Annotated in this window: 21 protein-coding genes and 1 riboswitch; of the genes, 11 read left to right on the top strand and 10 right to left on the bottom strand. The window is 70.1% G+C overall.

Translation table 11 applies throughout. From position 1 onward, the window contains the following. Positions 1-89: 89 nt before the first annotated feature. From ABN611_RS34740 to ABN611_RS34750, 3 genes are all read left to right on the top strand, one after another. Positions 90-1,187 (top strand): family 43 glycosylhydrolase, encoded by a 1,098-nt coding sequence (locus tag ABN611_RS34740; RefSeq protein ID WP_350276526.1) that lies wholly within the window; start codon positions 90-92, stop codon positions 1,185-1,187. A gap of 94 nt (positions 1,188-1,281) precedes the next feature. Next, positions 1,282-2,085 (top strand): hypothetical protein, encoded by an 804-nt coding sequence (locus ABN611_RS34745; protein ID WP_350276527.1) that lies wholly within the window; start codon positions 1,282-1,284, stop codon positions 2,083-2,085. Between the two features lie 111 nt (positions 2,086-2,196). Next, positions 2,197-3,219: a LacI family DNA-binding transcriptional regulator gene (locus ABN611_RS34750; RefSeq protein ID WP_350276528.1), complete on the top strand. Its 1,023-nt coding sequence runs from the start codon at positions 2,197-2,199 to the stop codon at positions 3,217-3,219. A gap of 40 nt (positions 3,220-3,259) precedes the next feature. Here ABN611_RS34750 and ABN611_RS34755 read toward each other — a convergent pair whose 3' ends face one another. The 5 genes from ABN611_RS34755 to ABN611_RS34775 form a co-directional block, all read right to left on the bottom strand. Then, positions 3,260-4,273 carry a GNAT family N-acetyltransferase gene (locus ABN611_RS34755; protein ID WP_350276529.1) on the bottom strand — a complete coding sequence of 338 codons (1,014 nt, stop codon included), beginning with the start codon at positions 4,271-4,273 and terminating at the stop codon, positions 3,260-3,262. A 41-nt stretch (positions 4,274-4,314) separates the two neighbouring features. Continuing rightward, positions 4,315-5,157 carry an EamA family transporter gene (locus ABN611_RS34760; RefSeq protein WP_350276530.1) on the bottom strand — a complete coding sequence of 281 codons (843 nt, stop codon included), beginning with the start codon at positions 5,155-5,157 and terminating at the stop codon, positions 4,315-4,317. Positions 5,158-5,310: 153 nt separating this feature from the next. After that, complete coding sequence (locus tag ABN611_RS34765; protein WP_350276531.1) at positions 5,311-6,054, bottom strand: SDR family oxidoreductase; 744 nt, start codon at positions 6,052-6,054, stop codon at positions 5,311-5,313. A gap of 47 nt (positions 6,055-6,101) precedes the next feature. Continuing rightward, entirely contained in the window at positions 6,102-7,169 is a 1,068-nt protein-coding gene (gene rsgA / locus ABN611_RS34770; RefSeq protein ID WP_350276532.1) for a ribosome small subunit-dependent GTPase A, read from the bottom strand. A 157-nt stretch (positions 7,170-7,326) separates the two neighbouring features. Beyond that, entirely contained in the window at positions 7,327-8,541 is a 1,215-nt protein-coding gene (locus ABN611_RS34775; protein WP_350276533.1) for a YhjD/YihY/BrkB family envelope integrity protein, read from the bottom strand. A 63-nt stretch (positions 8,542-8,604) separates the two neighbouring features. Here ABN611_RS34775 and ABN611_RS34780 point away from each other — a divergent pair, with 63 nt between their 5' ends. The 3 genes from ABN611_RS34780 (at position 8,605) to ABN611_RS34790 (ending at position 12,353) form a co-directional block, all read left to right on the top strand. Continuing rightward, entirely contained in the window at positions 8,605-10,248 is a 1,644-nt protein-coding gene (locus ABN611_RS34780) for an acyl-CoA dehydrogenase family protein (RefSeq protein WP_350276534.1), read from the top strand. Continuing rightward, positions 10,245-10,327, top strand: a riboswitch (ZMP/ZTP riboswitch). It overlaps the preceding gene by 4 nt. A gap of 27 nt (positions 10,328-10,354) precedes the next feature. Beyond that, positions 10,355-11,803 carry a glycine hydroxymethyltransferase gene (locus tag ABN611_RS34785; protein WP_350276535.1) on the top strand — a complete coding sequence of 483 codons (1,449 nt, stop codon included), beginning with the start codon at positions 10,355-10,357 and terminating at the stop codon, positions 11,801-11,803. Between the two features lie 82 nt (positions 11,804-11,885). Next, positions 11,886-12,353 (top strand): MarR family transcriptional regulator, encoded by a 468-nt coding sequence (locus ABN611_RS34790; protein WP_350276536.1) that lies wholly within the window; start codon positions 11,886-11,888, stop codon positions 12,351-12,353. On the opposite strand, the gene ABN611_RS34795 is transcribed toward ABN611_RS34790, so the two are convergent. From ABN611_RS34795 to ABN611_RS34810, 4 genes are all read right to left on the bottom strand, one after another. Further along, a complete protein-coding gene (locus ABN611_RS34795) occupies positions 12,322-13,533 on the bottom strand; it encodes an amidase (RefSeq protein ID WP_350276537.1) in 1,212 nt (403 codons plus the stop codon). The two genes, ABN611_RS34790 and ABN611_RS34795, sit on opposite strands and share 32 nt — an antisense overlap. A gap of 10 nt (positions 13,534-13,543) precedes the next feature. Further along, on the bottom strand, positions 13,544-15,346 hold the full coding sequence (locus ABN611_RS34800; RefSeq protein ID WP_350276538.1) for a glycoside hydrolase family 9 protein: 1,803 nt from the start codon (positions 15,344-15,346) through the stop codon (positions 13,544-13,546). Between the two features lie 84 nt (positions 15,347-15,430). Next, positions 15,431-16,624, bottom strand: a complete 1,194-nt coding sequence (locus ABN611_RS34805) for an MFS transporter (protein WP_350276539.1) — start codon at positions 16,622-16,624, stop codon at positions 15,431-15,433. Next, positions 16,621-17,190 (bottom strand): winged helix-turn-helix domain-containing protein, encoded by a 570-nt coding sequence (locus ABN611_RS34810; RefSeq protein ID WP_350276540.1) that lies wholly within the window; start codon positions 17,188-17,190, stop codon positions 16,621-16,623. The genes ABN611_RS34805 and ABN611_RS34810 overlap by 4 nt, the downstream gene beginning before the upstream one ends. 410 nt (positions 17,191-17,600) lie before the next feature. Here ABN611_RS34810 and ABN611_RS34815 point away from each other — a divergent pair, with 410 nt between their 5' ends. The 5 genes from ABN611_RS34815 (at position 17,601) to ABN611_RS34835 (ending at position 23,091) form a co-directional block, all read left to right on the top strand. Next, the gene (locus ABN611_RS34815; protein WP_350276541.1) at positions 17,601-19,292 is read left to right on the top strand and encodes a nitrite/sulfite reductase; all 1,692 of its coding nucleotides are present in this window, start codon (positions 17,601-17,603) and stop codon (positions 19,290-19,292) included. A gap of 142 nt (positions 19,293-19,434) precedes the next feature. Next, a complete protein-coding gene (locus ABN611_RS34820) occupies positions 19,435-20,118 on the top strand; it encodes a phosphoadenylyl-sulfate reductase (RefSeq protein WP_350276542.1) in 684 nt (227 codons plus the stop codon). Continuing rightward, complete coding sequence (cysD, locus tag ABN611_RS34825) at positions 20,115-21,014, top strand: sulfate adenylyltransferase subunit CysD (RefSeq protein WP_350276543.1); 900 nt, start codon at positions 20,115-20,117, stop codon at positions 21,012-21,014. The genes ABN611_RS34820 and cysD overlap by 4 nt, the downstream gene beginning before the upstream one ends. After that, complete coding sequence (locus tag ABN611_RS34830) at positions 21,014-22,300, top strand: GTP-binding protein (RefSeq protein WP_350276544.1); 1,287 nt, start codon at positions 21,014-21,016, stop codon at positions 22,298-22,300. The genes cysD and ABN611_RS34830 overlap by 1 nt, the downstream gene beginning before the upstream one ends. Further along, positions 22,297-23,091, top strand: a complete 795-nt coding sequence (locus ABN611_RS34835) for a sirohydrochlorin chelatase (RefSeq protein WP_350276545.1) — start codon at positions 22,297-22,299, stop codon at positions 23,089-23,091. The genes ABN611_RS34830 and ABN611_RS34835 overlap by 4 nt, the downstream gene beginning before the upstream one ends. Here the strand turns inward: ABN611_RS34835 and solA are convergent. Further along, the gene (gene solA, locus ABN611_RS34840; RefSeq protein WP_350276546.1) at positions 23,088-24,212 is read right to left on the bottom strand and encodes an N-methyl-L-tryptophan oxidase; all 1,125 of its coding nucleotides are present in this window, start codon (positions 24,210-24,212) and stop codon (positions 23,088-23,090) included. The genes ABN611_RS34835 and solA overlap by 4 nt on opposite strands. Positions 24,213-24,379 lie beyond the last annotated feature (167 nt).

A 24,379-nucleotide genomic window follows, 5' to 3' on the forward strand; every position in this document is an offset into this window, starting at 1 on the left:
TCGTTCCTTTTTCCCGTGGATACCGGTATTGATGTGAAGCGTTTCCGCCCACCCGGACAAAAGCCTCCGGGTCCGACGTAGGAGGATCAATGACCAGATCACGGAAGGCGTCGCTGCTCGCGATGGCTTTGGCACTTGCACTGACGGTCGCCGGAGCAGTCGGGCCGCTGGGTGCGCCCGGTGGCCCGACCGCGGCGCAGGCGTCCACTGGCTCATCGACGTTCAGCCTGGCCGACCCGAGCACCGTGCAGGCCAAGGACGGCACCTACGTCACCTACGGCACGACCGTCGGCTCCGGCGCCGGTCCCCGCTGCGGCGCCCAGACCGGCGTGACCTTGTACGTGCCGTTCCTCAACCACGGATCCGGCGACACGGTCGGCATGTCGCACTGCGCCGCCGGTGACGCGCTCCCCTCCGGCCCGGGATCGTGGGCGGTGGACAACGGCGCCATCTGGGCTCCCGGCGTGGTGGAGTTCAACGGTACGTTCTACATGTACTACACGGCAACGAAGGCCGGCACCGGCCAGAAGTGCATCGGGCTGGCGACCTCCGGCGGGGCCAAGAGTCCCTTTACCAACAGGGGAATCTGGGCCTGCCCGAGCGGCGGCCGGTGGGCCATCGACGCGAACCCGTTCGTTGCGAACGGCAAGCTTTACGTCACCTATCGCGACGACGCCATCACCTCCTACCCGGAGACCGGCATCTCCATCGTCCAGGTCGGTTCCGACGGCTTCGCCCTCTGGAACACCCGCCGCGACGCACTGAAGAGCACCGATCTGGTCTGGGACACCATCAACGACTCCGGCAGCACCCACGTCATCGAGAACCCGTCGATCTTCGTCGGCGGCGCGGGCCACTACTATCTGCTGTTCTCCGGCAACAACTGGAACAGTGCCCGGTACTCGACCGGCATCGCCGACTGCGGGACCAGTCCGATCCCGTCCAGCCGTTGCACGCTCTTGAAAGACGGAGCCAACCAGCCGTACTTCGGTTACACCGGCAGCGGCGGGCTCGGGCCGTACCGGGGACTGCCCGGCAACCACACCGGCCCCGGCGCCATGGCCGCCTTCTACACCGAAGGCAACCGCCGGTGCGTGGTCTGGGCGTGGTACGACACCGCGACCGGCAAGCGCCACCCGATCATCGGCGAGCTCAAGCTCGACTCCAGCGGCTTCTACGTCGAATGACCGCCCGCCGTTCCACCGGCTTGCCCACCGGCCGCCGGCGTACTCGAGCTGTTCCGCACCTCGGCCCAATCAGTGACGTGACGGGAGTCCAACCATGACCAGCATGATGAGCAGGCGCAAGGCGCTCGCACTCGGCGGCGGCGTCCTTGCCGGCGCCGTCGCGGGCACAGGCACGGCGTCGGCGGCGACCGACTGGTTCCGCCTGCCGGTGATCACGGCGAACGTCGGCCGGGACAACCTCGCGGCCCGGGACGCCGCGTTCGACGCCGTACGCAACGCCGACGGCGAGCACCGCCCGCTGGTCTGCTTCCAGGAGATCAGCGAGGGCGACACCGGCGAAGAAGCGATGATCGACCACTACTTCGGACCGCTCTACACCAAGGCGTTCCTGCGCCACGAGACGTCGTTCCGGATCCCGATCTGTGTCGGCAGGCCGTGGGTCGTCGTTTCCAGCCGGACCGAGCGCGCACACGGTGGCATCCCCGGGGTGACCCCACCCCGGTGGTTCAACGAGGTCGTCGTCCGGCACCAGGACCATCCGGCCGTCGAGTTCGCGGTGCTCAACACCCACTACATCGCGAACGCGTACAACGGCGACCAGCGCACGGACCTGCGCGACGAATGGTGGTTGATGCGGGACATCCACAGGGCCAGGTCACGCGCGCACCACGAGGCGGGCAGGCTGGTGATCTGGGGAGCGGACACCAACCGCCCGGACTTCGGTACCGCGTCGGACCTGTCCGCCGAGCAGAAGGCGTTCGGCACCGGCATCGATCGTCTGCACTGGTTGCCCGGCGACGGCTCCGTGCAGATCACCCTGAACACCACCAGGACGATCGACATGAACGTCGACTCACACAACGCCCGGCTGGCCATCTTCCACGTCCGCGCCGTCTGATGCCGATCCTGTCGTAGCGCTACTTGCAGATCCGAGGGGGTCGAAGGTTCGCGGCGATCCGCGCCTTCGGCCCTTTCCTGCGCCGTGCTCGGTGCCTGCTAGCGTGAGCGCATGGCTAGACGAGTGACCTTGGTCGACGTCGCTCGGCACGCGGGGGTGTCACGAACCACTGCGTCGTACGCCATCACCGGCAAGGGCCGGGTGTCGACAGCTACCCGGGAGCGCGTGCAGGCGTCGATCGAGACGCTCGGGTACGTCTACAACGAGGGCGCGGCATCGCTGCGGCGGAAGAGCCGGACCATCGGTGTGATCGTGCCCAACATCGACCGGCCCTTCTTCGGCGAGGTCCTGTTCGGCGTGGAGTCGACCTTCACCGCCAGCGGTTACATGTCACTCATGGTGTCGACGCGCGATCGGCTCGACCAGCAGGCACGGCTGCTGCGGATGCTGCGGGAGCACCAGGTGGCGGCACTGGCCATCATTCCGGCGACGGGCAGCAACCATGACCTCGTCGACAGCATTCGCTCCTGGGATGTTCCCACCGTCTTCCTGAGCCGGTACGTCCCCGGGTCCACCGAACCCTATGTCGGCTCCGACGAGGTACGGGGTGGCTATCTGGCCGCAGACCATCTCGTTCGCGCGCACCAGTGCCGATCCATCACCTACCTCGGCGGGCCCGAGCGCGGCGTCGCGCGGATCGATCGGCTCGAGGGCGTCCATCAGGCCCTGGCCGAGTCCGGATCCGCGGTGAACCTCGTCGACCTGACCAGCGAGTCCACCGTGGAGGCCGGCCTCCGGGCCGGACACGAACTGGCCCGCGGCGGGCTGCCGGACGGCATCATCTGCCACAACGACACCATCGCGATGGGCGTCGCCCGGGCCCTCTTCGACGCGGGCCACGCGGGAGCCACGCGAATCATCGGCTACGACGACATCGCCACCGCGCAGGCATCGGTGCCGTCCCTGACAAGTGTCTCCACCAGCGGCCGCCTCCTCGGTGAGACGGCCGCGCGCGCTTTGCTCGCGGCCATCTCCGGTGCGGAGCCCGCCGTGCAATCGCACCTGGCGGAGCCCCGGCTGATCGTCCGGGAATCCTGCGGCCACCCCGTCGGCGGGGACGCCTGGACAAGCTGAATCGATGCGCAGGAGCCGGTCGCTCGGGCTCCTGGTCGGCTCAGCTGGCGGGGACTGGCAGTTGGAAGGTGGGCCAGGTGTCTATGGGGTGGAAGCCCAGGGTGGTGTTGACGGCTCTCATGGGGTGGTTCTGTTCGGTGTTCCAGGCGTCGATGTGGCGGAGGGCCGGCTCGTGGGACTGGGTGTAGGTGTGGTTGGCGGACTTGATCAGCAGGCCTAGGCGGTGGCCTCGGTGGGACGGTTCCACGATCGTGGTTCGTTGGCGGGCGTGGGTGTCGTCGGCGGACTCGAAGGCCAGTTTGGTGCGGGCCACCAGTTGGCCGGTGCGGTCGTGGCGGGCCGCGGTCGAGTACCAGTGGAAGCCTCGCGCCAGTTCGGACTTCTCCTGGTCGCGGACCCGGTCGGCGTCGTACACCTGCTGCTCCACCGCCAGGTCGCCGCTCGGGGCGTCCAGCATGAGGCGGCTCTGGAGTGCGGCTACGTCGTCGATCAGCTCTTCGGGTACGGCGTCCCGCCACTGCACCAGGGAGTAGCCGTCCGCATGGCTCCACGCCTCGGCGAGCAGAGCCTCGTCGGCTGTGGCGCCGACGTCGTACCGGGACCTGATGCCGACAGCCCCGGGCCGGTGGCCGCGGTTCGTCAGGTAGCGGTAGCCGGCCTCGTCGCGGGTGACCCCGCCGGGCAGCGCGCGGACCGTCTCGACCTCGATCAGGGTGCGGCCGTGCCGCCGGGCGACCGCGTACACCTCCGACAGCAGCCGCGTGCCGATGCCACGACAGCGGTACTGCGGATGCACGATCAGCTCGAGGTCGAGCTTGCCGAGGTTCTCCGTCCGGGGCAGCTGGTACGACGCCACGCCGACCACCCGGCCGCCGGACCACGCGAGCAACGCCTCCTCGGTCACGGAGCCCAACGGCTGCTGGAAGCGGGCCACCAGCGCGAGCCGGCTGGGCGTCGGGAAGTCGGGTACGTCGTGCCGCGTGACCGCGACCATCAGGTCGTACCACTGGCCGAGCGCCGCCGAGTCGGCCGGGTCGAGCTGCGTGACGGTCATGCCCGCATCGTCTCGGCGGGCATGACCGGTCGGCAATCGAATTAGGACCTCGCCCGCGCCGCGACGGCGAGCAGAACGATCACTCCTCCCGCTAGCGCCATCGGAGTTAGATGCTCCCCGAAAGCGAAGACACCGATCGCTGCGGCGACCACAGGTTCGAGCAGAGCGATGACGGATGCGGTCGAGGCGGTCAACGTGCGGAGGCCCGAGTAGAAGAGTGTGTAGGCCAGCGCCGTCGGCACCAGGCCGAAGTACGCGATCAGCAGCCAGCCGACAGCCGTGGTGGGTAGCGCGGCGAACGGTAGGAGGATGACGGCTCCGACGACGAAGCCCACGAAGGCCGTCGTGATCGGATCCGGGGTGTTGCGGTTCAACAGCGTTGTCAACGAGTAGCCGGCCGCGGACGCGACGGCCGCCGCGATGCCGAGGAGATTCGCAGAGCCAGAGCCAGAAGCTGTCAGCAGGACCAGCCCGCCGACAGCCGCGCAGGTAGCGAACGTGACCCGCTCGCGGGTGGCGACAGTGATCAGAATGGGCGCCGCACCCAGCGCGATCACGGTCGCGACACCAACACCGACCCGCGGAATCGCCAGGAAATACCCCAACTGACAGACCGCGAGCCCGGCACCGCTGAAGACATAGCGAAGCGGGCTCGCTGCCACCAACACGCGGCTCGAAGCAGGCACGAACAGCGCCAGCCACAAAGCCGCAGCGGCCAGCCGCCAGAACGAGATAGCCAGCGGCGACAAACCGGCGTACTGCGATAGCAAGGCGCCGGTGGGGCCGCCGGTACCCCACGCCAGACCGGCGATGACGACGTACCCGAAGGCACGCCGGGTCGAGAGACGATGATGCATCGGACACTCCGGATGGTGTTCGCACAACGAATGGTCGGGGCGTCTGCGAACAGGCCGAAGTAGCCCGGGCCGCGAGACCCGAGCGCGAAAGGAGCCGTCCGCTAAGCGGCGGCCGGCGGAGTGATGATGCGATGCACGAGCAGGACCCTAACCAGTCCCCAGCGAGCCCGTCGACGCGATTTACATCCGCAGGTACGACCCGCCGTTGAAGTCCAGCACCGTCCCGGTCGCGAACTCGGCCTCGGCCGACGCCAGGTATACGATCGCCGCGGCGACCTCCGACGGATCGGCCACCCGCTCGAGCGGGCTCTCGAGCCGCCGCCGGTCGTAGCCGTCGCCCGCCAGGTTCACGGCCGCCATGTCCGTCACCGTCCACCCCGGCGCGATCGCGGTCACCGCGATGCCTTCCGGGCCCAGCGCCCGGGCCAGCGACTGCGTCAACGAGACGATCGCCGCCTTCGAGGCGCCGTACGCGGGCTGGTTCGGCTCGCCGCGGAAGGCGCCGCGCGACGACACGTTCACGATCCGCCCGCCGCGCGTCATGTGCCGGACCGCGCACCACGTGACGTTGGACGGACCCACGAGATTCACCGCGAGCGTGTCCGCCCACGCCTGCTGCCATTCGGCGTACGTCGTCTCGCGGATGCGGTGCGGGTGGTAGACGCCGGCGTTGTTCACGAGTACGTCGATACCGCCCAGCGCCGCGGCCGCGTCCGACACCATCGTCTCGATCGCGGCCGGATCCGCGAGGTCGGCCTGCACCATGAGGTGCCCCGAGCCGGGCAGGTCCTTCACCACCTCCGCGGCGGCCGCGCCGGAGGCGCTGTAGTGCACCGCCACCCGGTCACCCGCGGCCGCGAACGCCCGCGCCGTCGCCGCACCGATCCCCCGCGAAGCCCCCGTCACCAGCACTGATCGGTTCACGCACCGATCCTTTCATCACCGCCCGAAGGACCGTCGGCGAGGGCTTGTCACTGGCGCGGCTTGATGTCCCGGCGGTACGACTTGCTGGCCCGCACCCAGTCCTTCTTCGCCTCCGCCCGCAGCCGAGCGTCCGCGCGCCGGGCCATGTACGCCGCCTCGCGCTGTAGCTTCACCCAGCTCTCGTAGCGCCGGTACGGCAGCGTCCCGTCCTCCAACGCCGCCCGGACCGCACACGCCGGCTCCGCCTGGTGCGAGCAGTCCTTGAACTTGCACTGCTCCGCCAGCTCGGTGATGTCCGGGAACGCCGCGGCCAGCCCCTCACCGCTCTCCTGCAGACCGATCCCCCGCAACCCCGGCGTGTCGATGACGACGCCACCAGCGGGCAGCACGATGAGCTCCCGCCGTACCGAGGTGTGCCGCCCCTTGCCGTCCTCCCGGATGTCCTGCACATCCAGCAGCTCGACACCGGCCAGCGCGTTCACCAGCGACGACTTCCCCGCACCACTCGACCCCAGCAACGCCAGCGTCGCGTCCCCGTCCAGCAGCGCCCGTACGCCGTCCATGCCGGCCCCGGTGGTCGCACTGCACACCAGCACGTCCGCACCGGGCGCAGCAGCAGCTACGTCCTCAGCCACGAGCTCGGCGTCACTGACCAGGTCAGCCTTCGTCAGTACGACGACCGGCCGTGCCCCGCTCTCCCATGCCAGCGCCATGAAGCGCTCGATCCGGACGATGTTCGGCTCCGGCACGAGCCCGACCACGATCGCGATCACGTCGACGTTCGACGCGAGCACCTGCCCGCGCGACGAGCCGCCGACCTCGGCCCGGACGATCGCCGACCGGCGGGGCAGCACCGACTCGACCGTGATCCGGTCGTCCGGCCAGAACCGCAGGACGACCCAGTCCCCCGTGCACGGGCCGGCCTGGGGGTCAGAAGCCAGCTCGGCGAGCAACGCGCCGGACCAGCTGGCGCGCACGGGCCCGTTCTCGGTGAGTACTGTCGCGAGGCCCTTGTCGACCCGGGCGACGCGTCCCGGGACCAGCTCGTCCGGGACGGACTGCAGGAAGTCGGCCGTGGAACCGTCGAGTCCCAGGGCCTGGAGTGTGGCTGACATGCGGCGAACCTTTCAGAGGGTCCGGCCGCGAGATCAGCTCGGCGGACGGACGGTGTGGGAGACAGCGAGCCGGTGGGCCCTTGCGTAGCTCATGGCGGGTGCCTCCCTTCCCAAGTCCCAGGGGTCCCGAGAGCCGGGACCGTGTGTCGCGATGCCGTCAGCGTAGGTCGTCGGTGTCACTCTGCGCACCGGGTTTTCCGATCGGGGCGGGGCTCCGTGCGCCATCACCCTCGACTTGAGCTTCACCCTCAGCCTCCGCATGAGACTCAGCGTGAGACTCAGCGTGAGACTCAGCGTGAGACTCGGCGTGAGACTCGGCCCGGCGGGCGGTCTTCGGCGGGTGCTCCGCGAGCTTCTCGACCTTCCGCCCGAGCTCGGCCTCGCTCCGCTCCTCCTCGGCCACCGGCGTCAGCGGGTGACCGTGCTCGTGATGCGGCTCGGCCTCTGCCTTCATCACCGGCTCGATCTCTTCGTGGTCCGCCTCCTCGGCCGTCTCCTTGACCTCGGCAACATGCGCCTTGTGCGGCCACAACCGGTCCACGACCGCGTTCAGCGCGGCGCCGATCAGTACGGCGATCGCGGTCATGTAGAGCCACATCAGTACGGCGATCGGCGCCGCCAGCGGCCCGTAGATCGACGTACCGCCGACCGTGCTCTGCAGGATCCAGCGGAGTACGAAGCTGCCCAGGATCCAGATCGACAGCGCCAGGAAGGACCCCGGCAGGTCCGAGACCCACGGCGTCCGGATCGGGACCGAGAGGTGGTACAGGGTGTTCAGGAAGCCCGCGGAGAGGATCGTGACGACGGGCCAGTACAGCTGGTTCAGGAAGTCCAGCCGGTGCGGCAGCAGGGCGTCGACGGCGTCCGGTCCGGCCAGCACCAGCGGCAGCACGATGACGCCGATCACCAGCGCCGCGCAGTACAGCGAGAACGACAGCGCGCGGGTCCGGACGATGCCGCGCTTGCCGCCCATCCCGTACATGATCGTGATGGTGTCGACGAACACGTTCAGCGCGCGGCTGCCGGACCACAGGGCCAGCACGAAACCGATCGAGATCACGTCCGGCCGGCCGCCGCTGAGGACCTGGTCCAGGGTCGGCACGATCACGCTCTGCACCGAGTCGACGGTCAGCGCCCGGGCCGCCAGGTCGGCGATCTGCTGCTTGATCTCGTCGATCGTCTCGACCTCGAAGTAGCGGCTCGCGATGTACCCGAGGCTGCCCGCCAGCCCGAAGATCAGTGGCGGCAGCGAGAGGATCGCGAAGAACGCCCCCTCGGCCGCGAGACCGGTGACCCGGTACCGCAGACAGACCCCGACCGTCTGGGTGAGCAGCTTCCAGGTCGTCGCCGGGACCTTGCGAACCCAGGCCAATGAGAGGGACCTCCCACCCGTGGGTCCTGCCCCGATACGTGCCATACCGCTTACCGTACTGACATGGCGGACCCATTCGCGGTAACGAATCAGGCTCCCCCACTGCGGGGCGTGAACTTCTTCACCCGCGACGCGGGCCTCGGTGACGCTCTGCGTCCATACGCCGACCTCAGCGGCGATCCCGCCCTGCACCGGATCGGTGAGCTCGCGGGGTCCGAGGAGGCGCGCGCGCACGCCCTCCCGGCGAACCAGAACCCGCCCGTACTGCGCACCCACGACCGGTACGGGAACCGTGTCGACGAGGTCGAGTTCCACCCGTCGTGGCACTGGCTGATGGAGCAGGCCGTCGGCTTCGGGCTGCAGGCGGCACCCTGGACAAGTGATCATCCGACACCGCACCTGACCCGGGCAGCCGGGTTCTACCTGTGGTCGCAGGTCGAGCCCGGGCACGGATGCCCGATCTCGATGACGTACGCCGCCGTACCGGCACTGCGGGCCGACGAGCGGCTCGCCAAGGAGTGGGTCCCGGCGCTGGCGGCCACGGAGTACGACGTACGCCGGCTGCCGGCCGGGGAGAAGCGTGGCGTGCTCGCCGGGATGGGGATGACCGAGAAGCAGGGCGGGTCCGACGTCCGGGCGAACCTCACGACGGCGACGCCCGTCGGGGACGTGTACCGGCTGAACGGGCACAAGTGGTTCTGCTCGGCGCCGCAGGTCGATGTGTTCCTCGTGCTCGCGCAGGCGCCGGACGGGCTCAGCTGCTTCGTCGTACCGCGGGTGCTTGCCGACGGCAACCGGAACCAGTTCGCGCTGCAACGGCTCAAGGACAAGCTCGGGAACCGGTCGAACGCGTCGTCGGAGGTCGAGTTCCACGGCACCATCGGGTACCGCCTCGGCGACGAGGGCGCCGGCGTCCGCACGATCATCGAGATGGTCGCCGCCACGCGGCTGGACTGCGTGCTCGGCTCGGCCGCGCTGCAGCGGCGGGCGCTCGTCGAAGCCATCTGGCACACGAAGCACCGCAGTGCCTTCGGTGGGTTGCTGGCGGACAAGCCGGCGATGCAGAACGTGCTGGCGGATCTGGCGATCGAGTCCGAAGCCGCGACAGCCCTCGCCATGCGCCTCGCCGCAGCCGTCGACGCCTCCCACGCCGGCGGGCCTGGGGTGGAGCGGGGCGCGCTTCAGGAAGCTGCGTTCCGGCGGATCGCTCTGCCGCTGGCGAAGTTCTGGGTGTGCAAGCGGACGCCGTTCATGGTGGCGGAGGCGCTGGAGTGCCTCGGTGGGAACGGGTACGTCGAGGAGTCGGGGTTGCCGCTGCTGTACCGGGAGTCGCCGCTGAACTCGATCTGGGAAGGGTCGGGGAACGTGAACGCGCTCGACGTCCTGCGGGCGCTGCGGCGACCGGAAGCCCTCGACGCCTGGCTGACCGAGATGGCCGCCGTACAAGGAGCCGACCAGCGGCTGGACGCGGCCGTGAACGACGTACTGCAAGCGCTTGCTGACATCGAGAACGCGGAAGCCGGGGCGCGCAGGCTGGCCGCGCTGATGGCCTTGTGCCTGCAAGCGTCGCTGCTGGTCCGGTACTCGACCCCGGCGGTCGCGGACGCGTTCGTGGCGTCCCGGCTGGCGAAGGACTGGGGTGGGGTTTTCGGGACGCTCCCACGGACGATGTCCTTCGAGCAGATCGTCGAGCGCGCGATAGGGTGAGGCGTCGCGACTGGCGCGCTGAAGGTGGAGAACCACCGGGGAGCGAAACCCGTCGGCACCGTGCGCCTGGGTGCCTTCGACCCGTGCAACCGCAGGAGAGACAACGATGACTCAACCCTTCGACGCCGCCGCCGCGTCGGCCGCGTACAACAACGCGCTGCAGGTGATCGCCGCGGTGGAGCCCACCATCGCCGGCGCGATCAGGGCCGAGCTGGCCGACCAGCGGTCCTCGCTGAAGCTGATCGCGAGCGAGAACTACGCCTCCCCCGCCACCTTGCTGACGATGGGCAACTGGCTGTCGGACAAGTACGCCGAGGGCACCGTCGGGCACCGCTTCTACGCCGGCTGCCAGAACGTCGACACCGTCGAGCAGACCGCCGCCGACCACGCGCGGGAGCTGTTCGGCGCCCCGCACGCCTACGTCCAGCCGCACTCCGGCATCGACGCGAACCTGGTCGCGTTCTGGGCGATCCTGGCCCAGCGGATCGAGTCCCCGGCGCTGGCCGAGGCCGGCGCGAAGCACGTCAACGACCTGACCGAGGAGGACTGGACCAAGCTCCGCAAGGCGCTCGGCGACCAGAAGATGCTCGGCATGTCGCTGGACGCCGGCGGTCACCTGACGCACGGCTTCCGGCCGAACATCTCCGGCAAGATGTTCAACCAGCAGTCCTACGGCACCAACCCGGAGACCGGCCTGCTCGACTACGACGAGGTCGCCCGGGCCGCGCGCGAGTTCAAGCCGCTGATCCTGATCGCCGGCTACTCGGCGTACCCGCGCAAGGTGAACTTCGCCAAGATGCGCGAGATCGCCGACGAGGTCGGCGCGACGCTGATGGTCGACATGGCGCACTTCGCCGGCCTGGTCGCGGGCAAGGTGTTCACCGGCGACTTCGACCCGGTCCCGCACGCGCACGTCACCACGACCACGACGCACAAGTCGCTGCGCGGCCCGCGCGGCGGCATGGTGCTGTGCCAGCCGGAGTACGCCGAGTCCGTCGACCGCGGCTGCCCGATGGTCCTGGGCGGACCGCTCAGCCAGACGATGGCCGCGAAGGCGGTCGCGCTGGCCGAGGCGAAGCAGCCCGCGTTCCGTGACTACGCGCAGGCGGTCGCCGACAACGCGGTCGCGCTGGCCGAGGGCCTGATGAAGCGCGGCGTGAAGCTCGTGACGGACGGCACCGAGAACCACCTCGTTCTGCTCGACGTCTCGTCGTACGGCATCACCGGCCGGCAGGCCGAGTCGGCGCTGCTGGACGCGGGCATCGTCACCAACCGGAACGCCGTACCGCGCGACCCGAACGGCGCCTGGTACACCTCCGGCGTCCGGATCGGTACGCCGGCGCTCACCACGCGCGGGTTCGGCGCCGACGAGTTCGACCGGGTCGCGGAGCTGATCGTCGACGTGCTGTCCGCGACGACGCCGACCACGACGTCGGCGGGTGCGCCGTCCAAGGCGAAGTACGTGCTGGCGGACGGGGTCGCCGACAAGACCAAGGCCGCCTCGGCCGAGATGCTCGACAAGTTCCCGCTGTACCCGGGCCTCGAGCTCAGCTGACCCGGTCGACGCCCGCTCCCCGACGGCGAGGAGCGGGCGTTGAATTATCAGAAGGTTGTAATAGTTGAGGTAGGGTGCGGGCATGGCCGAGCCCACCCCCGAGGAGATCAGCCGGTTCGTCGAGCGGTTCGCGGGCGTGCTGGCGAGCAGCGGCGTGCCGACGATGTCGGCGCGCGTGATGGGCGCGATGCTGGTCAGCCCGACCGGGACGATGACGGCGGCCGAGCTCGCGGAGGCGCTGCAGATCAGCCAGCCGGCCGTGTCCGGTGCTGTCCGGCAGTTGCTGCAGGTCTCGTTCATCTCCCGCGAGCGGCTGCCCGGGTCCCGCAAGGACCACTACCGGATCCGCGAGGACGTCTTCGCCGCGATCCTCGAGCGCCGCAACCTGGCGCTCGGCGAGTGGGAGTCGACCAGCCGCTCGGGCGCGGCCCTGTTCGGCGAGGACTCCCCCGTCGGCCGCCGGCTGACCGAGGCCGCCGACTTCTTCGCCTTCATCCACACCGACATGGAACAACTGATCAAGAACTGGCGCGCCGAACACCCACGCTGACCGGCGGCGGTGGCAGCTCGACCAGCAGTCGCCGAGCCACTGCCAGGGCAACGTCGTCCGCGCCGTGCGGCGTCACGACCTGAGCGCCTACCGGCAAACCTTCCGACAGGCCGACCGGCACACTCACGGCCGGATGGCCGGTCACGTTGAACACCCAGCACGGGTCGCCGGTGACGATGCTCTGCTCGTGCTGGTCGTAGCCATGGGCAACAGTCAGCGTGGTCGGAGTCACCAGGGCGTCGACGGTCGCGAACAGGTCGGCCAGCGCGGTGTTGTCGAGATCCCGCACCTGCCGGGCCCGACGGGCTCCGGCAGCGTCCACGCCGCGCCCGTTGTCCAGCGCCGACAGCACCGACCACGCCTCGTCGGTCGGAGCCAACTCCAGGGGTACGTCGACCACCTCGACATCGACCTCCGCGAGGCGTTCCCGCAGTACGCGATCGACGCCGGGGTCGGCGGCGCATTCACCGAGCGTCGAGTGGTACGCGATCCGCCACGGGCGCTCCAGCCGCGACGGCACCGGCCAGTGCGGGAGGGCCGTCGGGTCGAGGCGGTCCGGACCGCTCGCGATGCTGGTGGCAACGATCACGTCGTCGAGATCGGCGCCGATCAGCCCGGCCGTGGTCAGCCCGCCGAGCGGCCGCCCACCCGGCCGCGGGATCCGCCCGTACGTCCCCTTGAACCCGACGATCCCGCAGAACGACGCCGGGATCCGCAACGAGCCGCCACTGTCACCACCCGTCGCCAGCGGTACGACGCCAGCAGCCACCGCCGCAGCCCCGCCCGCCGTCGAACCGCCCGGCGAACGCGTGAGGTCCCACGGATTGCGCGTGTACTCCCGCCCGTTCCAGCCGAACGTCAGCGAGACCGCACCCGCCCGCGCCCGCGTCGACCAGCCGATCGGGGTCGCGCCGGCCGCGACCAGCCGCGCGAGCAGCGGCGACTCCGGCGGTGTCCGGGACTTGATCAGGAACGGCACGCCGGCCAACGGCCCGGTCGGCTCCGCCTTCGCCGCCGCGAGCGCACCCTCGGGATCCAGCTCGTCGAGGAAATGCAGCACCGGGTCGAGGCGCCAGGCGGCGTCGAGCGCCTGCTCGACCACCTCCAGCGCCGTTCTCGCCCCCGATCGCACCTGCGCGGCGATCTCGCGAGCGGTCGTGACGCGTTCCCGGGCCGGCACCCGCGCGAGTTTACGTGAGGGCGTAGACGGCGATCGCGGCGAAGTCGTCGGCCGGTTCGGAGGCTTGCCACGAGCGGACGTCGTCGACGTAGCGGGAGCCGCGGCCCGTGAACTCGGCGTACCGGTCGACGCCGTCGGCGGGGCACGGGTTCATGCCGTCGAGGTGGTCGCCGAGGCCTTCCTCGAAGAGCCCGGCCGAGTTCGGTCCATTGACCACCGCGCCGGTCAGCTCGCGGCCGGTGATGTTCGCGATCTGGTGGTGCGGGCAGCGCTCGGCGGTCCGGCCGACGCCGATCATGAACGACACGCCCCACGGGTTCGCCCCGAAGGTCCAGTCGAGCTGCTGCTGCCCGAAGTCGTCGTACCGCCGGTCGCCGGTCGTCTGCCGGTACAGCCGCGCGGTCGCCGCCAGCCCGAAGGCGTGCGGTACGGCGTCGAAGTTGTCGTACTGCGCGCCGGCCCGGAACGGATCGCCCTTCGCGCGCGCCGCGCCGATCTCCAGTTGGGCCCGGAGATCACCCGCGAGCCGCCGTACCAAGGGACGGTCCGCCGACGCTGCGCGGATCAGGTCCGCGTGCGCGAGCGCGCTGACGTCGTACAGGTTCAGCGTGTCGCCGCCGGCCTCGTGCTCGAGGTACTGCGTCGCCCAGTGGCCGGCCCGCCGCAGCCATGCGCCTGCCCGCCGGTCTCCCAGCCGCCGCGCGGCGAGTGCCAACTCGGTCGCTCCCAGCTCCAGGTCGTCGCGCCACGCGGTCTCGGGGTAGAACGCGAACGGCAGCGACGTGACCAGCTGCCCGACGTTCTCGGTCTTCGCCTGCGCGAAGATCTGGGCGGCCGTCTCCAGGTGCCGGCGAGCGGTCGCGCGGTTCGGCTCGACCTGCGCGGCCAGCGCGAACGCCGCCGCCGTCCGGCCGGCCAGGTTCGGACTGATCGGCTGACCCGGCACGGCCGCGCGGAACACGGGACGGTTCCGCAGGTGGCGTTCGGACGGGTCGGTCAGGTTGTCGTCGACGCCCGGCAGCCGCCAGATGTCGTGGTCGCCGATGAACGTCCCCTCGACGTTCCCGGTCCCCACACCGACCTGGATGTAGAGCGTCCGGGTCCGCTCGTCCCACATCCGGTCCAGCCAGTCCAGGCCGTGCCGAGCCTCCGCGAGCACCGTCCGGTCCCGCCGGTCCCGGGCCGATGCCCAGAGCAACGAGTCCGAGTACGCCGCGATGTGCGTGAACTTCAGGTAGTCGCCGGCGTCGTACCAGCCGCCGCTGACGTCGACGGGCCCGCCGAGCTGTCGCAGTTCACCGACGGTCTGGTCGGTGTCCGGCCCAGCGAACTCCGGTGTCTCGTAGACCGACGCAGCCCGGTCGTTGTGGTGCGCGGTGTCCCGCTGCGCGGTGAAGAACCCGACCGCCTTGTCCTTCGCGCCGGTCCGCAGCCGGGCGGACGAGGCGCGCACCTCGAAGTCGGCCGCCGCCGCGCCCGGTACCTCGAGGCGGTAGCTTCCAGGTGTCTTCAAGGTGGAAAGATCGAGCTGGTAGACGTGCCGGTACGTCGCATTCCACTCCCCCGCGTCGGCACCGATCGGTCCGGTCAGCACCCGCCTCCCGTGCCGATCCACGACCTGGAAGCGCACGCCGGTCGCGGCATCGCGCGTCATCACGTACGCCGCCTTGCCGTCGAAGGCGCCGTACCCGAGCTGGTTCACCCGCACCACACCACCGCCCGCCGCCTCCGCGGCACCGAGCGGACCCACCACCAGACCACTCACCAGACCAGCCGTCGTCAGCACACCGAGAACCCGACGCGAGAACCTCACGATTGACTCCCTCCCACCAACCGTTAGGAAAGTTTCCTAATATTGGCACGGACGGTAGCGCACCGGACTCCCGGAGTACAGCCCTCAGCGGTTCACCCGGATCGCCGACCAGACCATCAGCGCGGCGAACCCGGCGGCGACGAGCACACAGGCGACGGCGATCCCGGACAGACTGATCAACGCCCCGAACCCGGTCATCGCGAGCGGCATCAGCGCCTCGTCGGACAGGTTCACGATGCTGAAACTGCGGCCGAGGTACGACGGATCGACCGACTGCTGGAACGCCGCCGAGAGCTGCGCCGACGCGATCCCCGCCGTACAGCCGATCATCGCCATCGCCACGAAAACGGCGTACTTCGGAGCGACCCCGATCAGCGCGCACCCGGCCGCCTGGACGACCAGCGCGAGCAGCCCCGACCGCGCGAGATCGGCAGGCTTCCACCGCATCGCCACCACGGCACCGGCCGCGGCCGCGAGCCCGGAGCACGCCTCGAACCACCCGAACCAGGCCGAGCCCCACCCCGCCTCGTGCGTGCGCTGCACCAGGCCGACCGCGAGGATCGGTCCGACGCACAGGTTGAGGCCCGAGAACGCGATCACCAGCGTCCGCGCCCGCGTGTCGCGCTTGAGGTAAGCGAACCCGTCGCGCAGGTCGGCGCGGATCGAGCGCCCGGTGGACACCGGCTGCGGCAGCCGCGGCTTCACCAGGAACGCCAGCGCGACCGCGATCACCACGAACGACGCCGCGTCGACGACCATCACGGCGCCCAGCCCGCCGTGCGCAACCAGCAGCCCGCCGAGCGGCGCACCGGCGAAGACCGCGAGCCGCTGGGCCAACTGCGTCCCCGCCGACAGCTTCACCAGGTCGTCCGAGCGCACCATCCGCCGCGGCAGCGTGCCCGAAGCCGGTGTGTAGAGCGCGTCGACCACGCCGAACACGACCGCCACGGCCAGCAGCAACGCGAGCGACAACCCCCAGATCGCCAGGGCCACTGCCGCGACGGTCAGTACGACGATCCGCGCCAGGTTGGCGAGGATCATCGTCCGGCGCCCGTCGAACCGGTCCGCGAGCGCACCGCCGTACAGCAGGATGAGCGCCTTGGGCAGCGCCCCGATGCCCATCACCAGCCCGGCGCCTGCCGGGGTCGTGACCTGGGCCGCGCTCCAGGCGAGGCCGACATACCAGGCCATGTCGCCGGCCTGCGAGACCGCGACCGACGCGATCCACCCGTGTACCCGACGGTCCCTCCGGAGCGGCGGAAAGACGTCGGTGCTCACGGCCGGGCCGGGACCGCGTGCGCGAAGAAGAAGACCCGGCGGGCGTCGTCGCCCGCGGCCGGCGCGTCGACGTACTCGCGAACCAGCTCCTCGACCCGCTCGCTGAGCTCGGTGAGCTGCTCGGGCGTCAATGTGAGCCATCTCTCGGTCGCGTACGCCGCCCGCACCCAGGGCTCGTCGAACTCGTGCCGCATGTCGAACCACTGGCGCACTTTCCCGACGTGATGAGCCAGGTTCGCGTCCTCGGCGGTGGCCGCCACCAGCTCGCCCGCCGGATCGCCCTCGGCGTCCGCGATCGACCAGGAGTACTCCGAGGTGTCGCCGATCCGCCACCACCGTTCGCGCCGGGTCTTCGCGAGCTCAGGGGCTTCGACGATCACGCCCGCGGACGCGAGAACCTTCAGGTGATGGCTCACGTTGCCGACAAGTTCTCCGGTCACCCCGGCCAGCGCCGACGCGGTCGCCGGGCCGTCGACGTGCAGCAGGTCGATCAGCCGGCGGCGCAGCGGATGGTGGATCGCGGCGAGCACGGACGGCGTCACGGTACGGCGGTTCGCGGGGGTCATGAACCACACGGTAGCTTCCACAAGAACTCTTGCACAAGAGTTCTTGTGGAAGCCGCGATACTACCGATCCAATCTCGACCAGACTGCTAGACATAGCCACATCGTGAGATCGGGTCTCAAGATGTAGGAACGGGAGTTGATTTGTCAGCCTCTGGCGCTGACGCTTGTGGACATGCTCGCTGCCCTCTCCACCCACCTCGTAGGTCGCATTCATGTCGACCTCGGGCGGATGCGCAGCGCCATCTGTTGTCCTTCGATGTTCTGACAGCCACCCTGCCCGGGCCAACGACGGCCCCTGATCACCCCCGATCACCCCTGGGTGCGCACCGCGCGGAACGTATCGAACCGACGACGCTTCGATCCTGCCGCCCTCGGTGAGCACCTGTCACGAGGACAAGGACACGCCCCCGATGACTGCCGGCGTCACCACTCCCGCTGCCCGCAAACCGGCCCGCCCCCGCAAGGGCAAGGGCGAGGGCCAGTGGGCACTCGGATACCGCGAGCCGCTGAACAAGAACGAAGAGAACAAGAAGAACGACGACGGCCTGAACGTCCGGGCCCGGATCGAGAACGTCTACGCGCACCGCGGCTTCGACTCGATCGACCCCGCCGACCTGCGCGGCCGGTTCCGCTGGTGGGGGCTGTACACCCAGCGCAAGCCCGGCATCGACGGCGGCAAGACCGCGACGCTCGAGCCGGAGGAGCTGGACGACCGCTACTTCATGATGCGGGTCCGGGTCGAGGGCGGGCAGCTGACGACCGAGCAGCTCAAGGTGATCGCCGAGGTCTCCACGCGGTACGCGCGCGACACCGCGGACATCACCGACCGGCAGAACATCCAGCTGCACTGGGTGGCGATCGAGGACGTGCCGGCGATCTGGCAGCAGCTCGAGTCCGTCGGGCTCTACACCACCGAGGCGTGTGGCGACGTACCGCGGGTGGTGATCGCCAGCCCGGTCGCGGGCATCGCGGCCGACGAGATCATCGACCCGACGCCGGCCATCGAGGAGATCGTCGAGAAGTACATCGGCTCGACCGAGTTCTCGAACCTGCCGCGGAAGTTCAAGACCGCGCTGACCGGTCACCCGTCGCACGACGTCGTACCGGAGGTCAACGACATCGCGTTCGTCGGCGTCGTGCACCCGGAGCACGGCCCGGGCTTCGACCTGTGGGTCGGCGGCGGCCTGTCGACGAACCCGATGCTCGCCCAGCGGCTGGGCACCTGGATCCCGCGCGACGAGGTCGCCGAGGCCTGGTGGGGCGTGACCAGCATCTTCCGCGACTACGGGTACCGCCGGCTGCGGAACCGGGCGCGGCTGAAGTTCCTGCTCGCGGACTGGGGCGTCGAGAAGTTCCGGGACGTGCTGGAGACGAAGTACCTGAAGCGGAAGCTGATCGACGGCCCGGCGCCGGAGGTTCCGGCCGTCCAGGGTGACCACGTCGGCGTCCACAAGCAGAAGGACGGCAAGTACTTCGTCGGCGTCGCGCCGGTCGTCGGCCGCGTCTCCGGTACGACGCTCGCGAAGGTCGCCGACGTCGTCGCGGCGCACGGGTCGAACCGGATCCGCACCACCGCGCAGCAGAAGCTGCTCGTGCTGGACGTCGAGGAGTCGCAGGTCGACTCGCTGGTGGCCGCGCTGGACAAGCTCGGCTTCCAGGCGAACCCGTCGGGCTGGCGGCGGAACACGATGGCCTGCACCGGCATCGAGTTCTGCAAGCTGGCGATCGTCGAGACCAAGGCGAAGGCCGCGCGGCTGATCGAGGAGCTCGAGGAGCGGATCCCGGAGCTCGACGTACCGATCACCGTGAACCTGAACGGCTGCCCGAACTCCTGCGCCCGGATCCAGACCGCCGACATCGGCCTCAAGGGCCAGCTGGTGATGGGGGCCGACGGCAAGCAGGTGCCGGGCTACCAGGTGCACCTCGGCGGCGGCCTCGGCCTGGACGCCGGCTTCGGCCGGAAGCTCCGCGGCCACAAGGTCACCGCGGACGACCTCACCGACTACGTGGAGCGTGTCACCCAGAACTACCTGAAGGAGCGCAACGAGGGCGAGCGGTTCGCCCAGTGGGTCACCCGAGCTGACGAGGAGGCACTCCAGTGAGCGAGCGTGCGGCACCTCTCTATTGCCCGTACTGCGGGGACGAGGACCTCAGGCCCTCCGAAGAAGGCCACGGCGCGTGGGAGTGCCGGCCGTGCGCACGGGTGTTCCAGCTGAAGATGATCGGGTTGCGGGTGACGGTGGAATGAGTGACTTGAAGACGCTCGCCGAGGAGGCGAACGAACTGCTCGCCGACGCGTCGGCGGTCGAGGTGCTCGCGTGGGCGCGCGAGACCTTCGGCGACGAGCTGGTGGTGACCGCCTCGATGGCCGACGGCGCGCTCCCCCATCTCGCGGCCGAGGCGGCGCCCGGTGTCGACGTACTGTTCCTCGACACCGGCTACCACTTCGCCGAGACGATCGGCACCCGGGACGCGGTCGCCGCGACGCTGCCGATCAACCTGATCAACGCGCTGCCGAAGCAGACCGTGGCCGAGCAGGACGCGGAGTACGGCGAGAAGCTGTACGCCCGCGACCCGAACAAGTGCTGCGCGCTGCGCAAGGTCGAGCCGCTGAACCGGTACCTGTCCGGCTACAAGGCGTGGGTCACCGGCATCCGCCGCGAGGAGGCGCCGACCCGCGCGAACACCCCGGTCGTCGAGTACGACGAGAAGCGCGACATGGTGAAGCTGAACCCGATCGCGCCGTGGACGCAGGCGGACCTGGACCAGTACATCAACGACAACGGCGTCCTGGTGAACCTCCTGCAGTACGACGGCTACCCGTCGATCGGCTGCGAGCCGTGCACCCAGCGCGTCGCACCGGGCGAGGACCCGCGCAGCGGCCGCTGGGCGGGCACCGGCAAGGTGGAATGCGGGTTGCACACATGAGCATCACAGTCACCGAGCTCGATGCTCTGGAAAGCGAATCGATCTTCGTGTTCCGCGAGGTGGCGGCGGAGTTCGAGCGGCCGGTGATCCTGTTCTCCGGCGGCAAGGACTCGATCGTGATGCTGCACCTGGCGCGGAAGGCGTTCGCGCCGGCCGGGGTGCCGTTCACGTTGCTGCACGTCGACACCGGGCACAACTTCCCCGAGGTCCTGGCCTATCGCGACGCCACGGTCGAGCAACTCGGGCTGCGGCTCGAGGTGGCCAGCGTCGAGGAGTACATCGCCGACGGCCGGCTGCGCGAGCGCACCGACGGGACCCGCAACCAGCTGCAGACGATCCCGCTGCTCGACGCGATCAACGCGCACCGGTTCGACGCCGTGTTCGGCGGCGGCCGCCGCGACGAGGAGCGGGCCCGGGCGAAGGAGCGGATCTTCAGCCTGCGCGACGAGTTCGGGCAGTGGGACCCGCGCAACCAGCGGCCGGAGCTGTGGTCGCTGTACAACGGGCGGCACCGGCCGGGTGAGCACGTGCGGGTGTTCCCGCTGTCCAACTGGACCGAGCTGGACGTCTGGCACTACATCGAGCGCGAGCAGATCCCGCTGCCGTCGATCTACTACGCGCACGAGCGCGAGGTGTTCGAGCGCGACGGCATGTTGCTTGCCGTCGGCCCCTACTCGCGGCCGCGCGACGGCGAGACCGTCAGCAGCCGCCAGGTCCGGTACCGGACGGTCGGCGACATGTCCTGCACCGGCGCCGTCGCCTCCACGGCGACGTCGGCGGCCGAGGTCGTGATCGAGGTCGCGGCCAGCGAGATCACCGAACGCGGCGCCACCCGCGCCGACGACCGGGCCAGCGAGGCCGCGATGGAAGACCGCAAGCGAGAGGGGTACTTCTGATGAGCACCCTGTTGCGGCTGGCGACGGCCGGCTCGGTGGACGACGGCAAGTCGACGCTGGTCGGGCGGTTGCTGCACGACTGCAAGGCGATCCTCGCCGACCAGATCGCGCACGTGAAGACGGTGTCCGAGGCCCGCGGCGGTGACTTCGACTTCGCGCTGCTCACCGACGGCCTGCGGGCCGAGCGCGAGCAGGGCATCACGATCGACGTCGCCTACCGGTACTTCGCCACCGACAAGCGCTCGTTCATCCTGGCCGACTGCCCCGGGCACGTGCAGTACACCCGGAACACGGTGACCGGCGCGTCGACCGCGGACGTGGTGATCATCCTGGTCGACGCCCGCCACGGTGTCCTCGAGCAGACCCGCCGGCACCTGGCCGTCGCCGGCCTGCTCCGGGTCCCGCACGTCGTCCTCGCGGTGAACAAGATCGACCTGGTCGACTACGACGAGGCCGTGTTCACGAAGATCGCCGAGAGCGTCAACGAGGTCGCCGACCAGCTCGGCATCGCGGACCTGCAGGCGATCCCGGTGTCCGCGCTCGTCGGCGACAACGTCGTCGAGCGGTCCGCGCAGACCGCTTGGTACGACGGCCCGACGCTGCTCGAGCTCCTGGAGAACGCGACCGGCCGCACCGACAGCTCGAACCAGCCGCTGCGCTTCCCGGTGCAGTACGTGGTCCGGCCGCAGACCGACGACGAGTACCGCGACTACCGCGGCTACACCGGCACCGTTGCCTCCGGCACCGTCTCGGTCGGCGACCCGGTGATCGTGCTGCCCGCGGGCCGCCGGACGACGATCGCCGGCATCGACCGGCCGGTCGTGACGCCGACCAGCACCGCGGTGGTCGAGCGGCCGTCCGCGGTCGCCGGCGAGGCAGTCACGGTCCGGCTCGCCGACGACATCGACGTCGCCCGCGGCTCGGTGATCGTCGCCGCCGAGGCCTCCCCCGGCACCCGCCGGGAGCTGGCCGCCACCGTCAGCTGGCTGTCCGACCGGCCGCTGACCGTCGGGGCCCGGGTGCTGATCAAGCACACCACGACCACCGCGCAGGCGATCGTCACCAAGATCACCGGCGCGCTGGACCTCGACACGCTCGGAGTCATCGACGCCACCGAGCTCCACCTGAACGACATCGGCAAGGTGCAGCTCAAGATCGCCGCGCCGCTGGCCGCCGACCCGTACTCCAGCAACGCCATCACCGGATCGTTCCTGCTGATCGACGCCCACGACGGGTGGACGCTCGCGGCCGGCATGATCGACGACGAAGAAGGGGAACTGCTGTGACTGCTCCAGCGCTCGTGATCCTCGCCCACGGCAGCCGCGACCCGCGCTCGGCCGCCACCGTCCACGCCCTCGTCAAGTGCCTCCGCGACATGCGTGACGACCTGCGGATCGAAGCCTCCTTCCTCGACCACTGCCCGCCCACGCCGTACCAGGTGCTCGGCAAGCTCGCCGCCGAAGGCGTCGAGGAGGTCGTCGTCCTGCCGCTGCTGCTGTCGGCCGCGTACCACGCCAAGATCGACGTCCCGGCGGTCGTCGACGAGGCGCGGAGCCGGTTCCCGAACCTGCGGATCATCGCCTCCGACGTGCTCGGGTACGACGACACGCTGCTCGACGTCCTCGACCGCCGGATGCGCGCCGAACTGAAGGACGGCCGGGTGCGGGAGCTGGACGCGCTGGTGCTGGCGTGCGCCGGCTCCAGCGACTCGCACGCGAACGCGAGCGTCACCCGCCTCGCGCGGCTGTGGGGCCAGCGGCACAAGCTCCCGGTGACCGCGGCGTTCGTGTGCGCGGCCTCGCCGTCGCCCGCCGAGGCCGTCCTCCAGTGGCGCCTGGAGGGTCGCCGCCACGTGGCGGTCGGCTCCCTGTTCCTCGCGCCCGGCGTACTGCCGGACCGGGCCGAGACCACGTCCCGCCGTGCGGGTGCCGTGGCTGTCTCGGCGCCGTTGGGTGTAAGCGCCGAGGTGGCGCGGCTGGTGCTGCTCCGCTACGGCGTGGCAGGCCTGGACCTGCTCACCCTCGAGCCGGCTCCGCGCCCGGTCATCGCCCGCCCGGAACTGGTCCGTACTGCCTAGAACCTGTGTGGGTCCACGAAGGAGACGTCCGTGTAGGGCGTCTCCTTCGTCGTGATCTGGGCCAGGAGTTCGCCCAGCCCGGCGCAGTGCTTGAAGCCGTGTCCGCTGTCACCGCCCGCGACCACCACGCGGTCGTCGTACCGACCGACCAGGAACTGTCCGTCGGGCGAGTCCGTGACCATGCACGGCATCAACTTCACCGGCTCCGGGTCGAGCTCCGGGAACGCGTCCGCGATCGCCGCGGCCAGCTCGGCGATGTCCTTGCGCGGATGGATATAGCGGTCCAGCTCGTCCGGGTCGATATCCCGGTCCCGATCGGCGCCGTCGAGGCCGACCTTCACCAGGAAATCCTCGTCGGAGCCGTGTCCCCACAGACCTCGGCCGTCGGCGAACTCCCAGATGAACGACGGGAAGTTCCGCAACCGGAACGCCTCCGACGCCGGATCCTTCGGCTGGAACCAGAACAACGGCGTACGTCGCGGTGACAACGGCAGGTCCGGGACGAGCTTGCCCAGCCACGCGCCGGCGCTGATCACGACCTGGTCGGCGGTGATGCTCGTGGTCGGCGTCCGGACCGTCACCGCGTCGGGGCCGACGTCGATCGCGGTCACCATCGTGTGCGGATAGACGGTCGCGCCCAGGCGCTGCGCCTCCGCGACCTGCGCCCGCACCGTCGGCTCGGCGTAGCAGATGCCGGCACCGGGATCCCACACCGCGACATCGTCCGCCGCGAGGTTGTACTGCGGGAACCGCGCCGCCAACTCCTCGTGCGTCAGCTCGGTCACCGGAGCCGCACCGGCCGCGGCCGCCGCCCGGGCGCCGGTCACCGGCCCGCTCGTCGGAGCGCCTACGTTCAGCGAGCCGGTCTGCCGGACGTACGTCGCCCCGGTCCGCTCCCCCAGCTCCGTCCACAACGCCAGCGATTTCCGGGCGATCGCGGGCAGCGCCGGGTTCTCCATGCACGCCACCCGGAACAGCCGCGTCGTCCCGTGCGAGGACCCGAACGCGTGCCCGATGCCCTGCCGCTCGATCCCCACGACCTGCACACCCCGCGCCGCCAGCCGCCACAGCGCCGCCGACCCGAACGCCCCCAACCCCACCACCACCACATCTGTTCGCATCCCCCCACCCTCCCCCCACCCTCATCACCCCCGCCACCCCGCGCCGTACCGCCCGCTCTGCCACATCTTTGAGAAGCCACCGACCATTTTCGCGGCCAGAAAATGGTCGGTGGCTTCTCAAAGTTGGCTGGGCGGCGGCGAGTTCGATAGCGTGATATCTTGATAGC

The organism is Kribbella sp. HUAS MG21 (genome assembly GCF_040254265.1).
Classification (GTDB): Bacteria; Actinomycetota; Actinomycetes; order Propionibacteriales; family Kribbellaceae; genus Kribbella.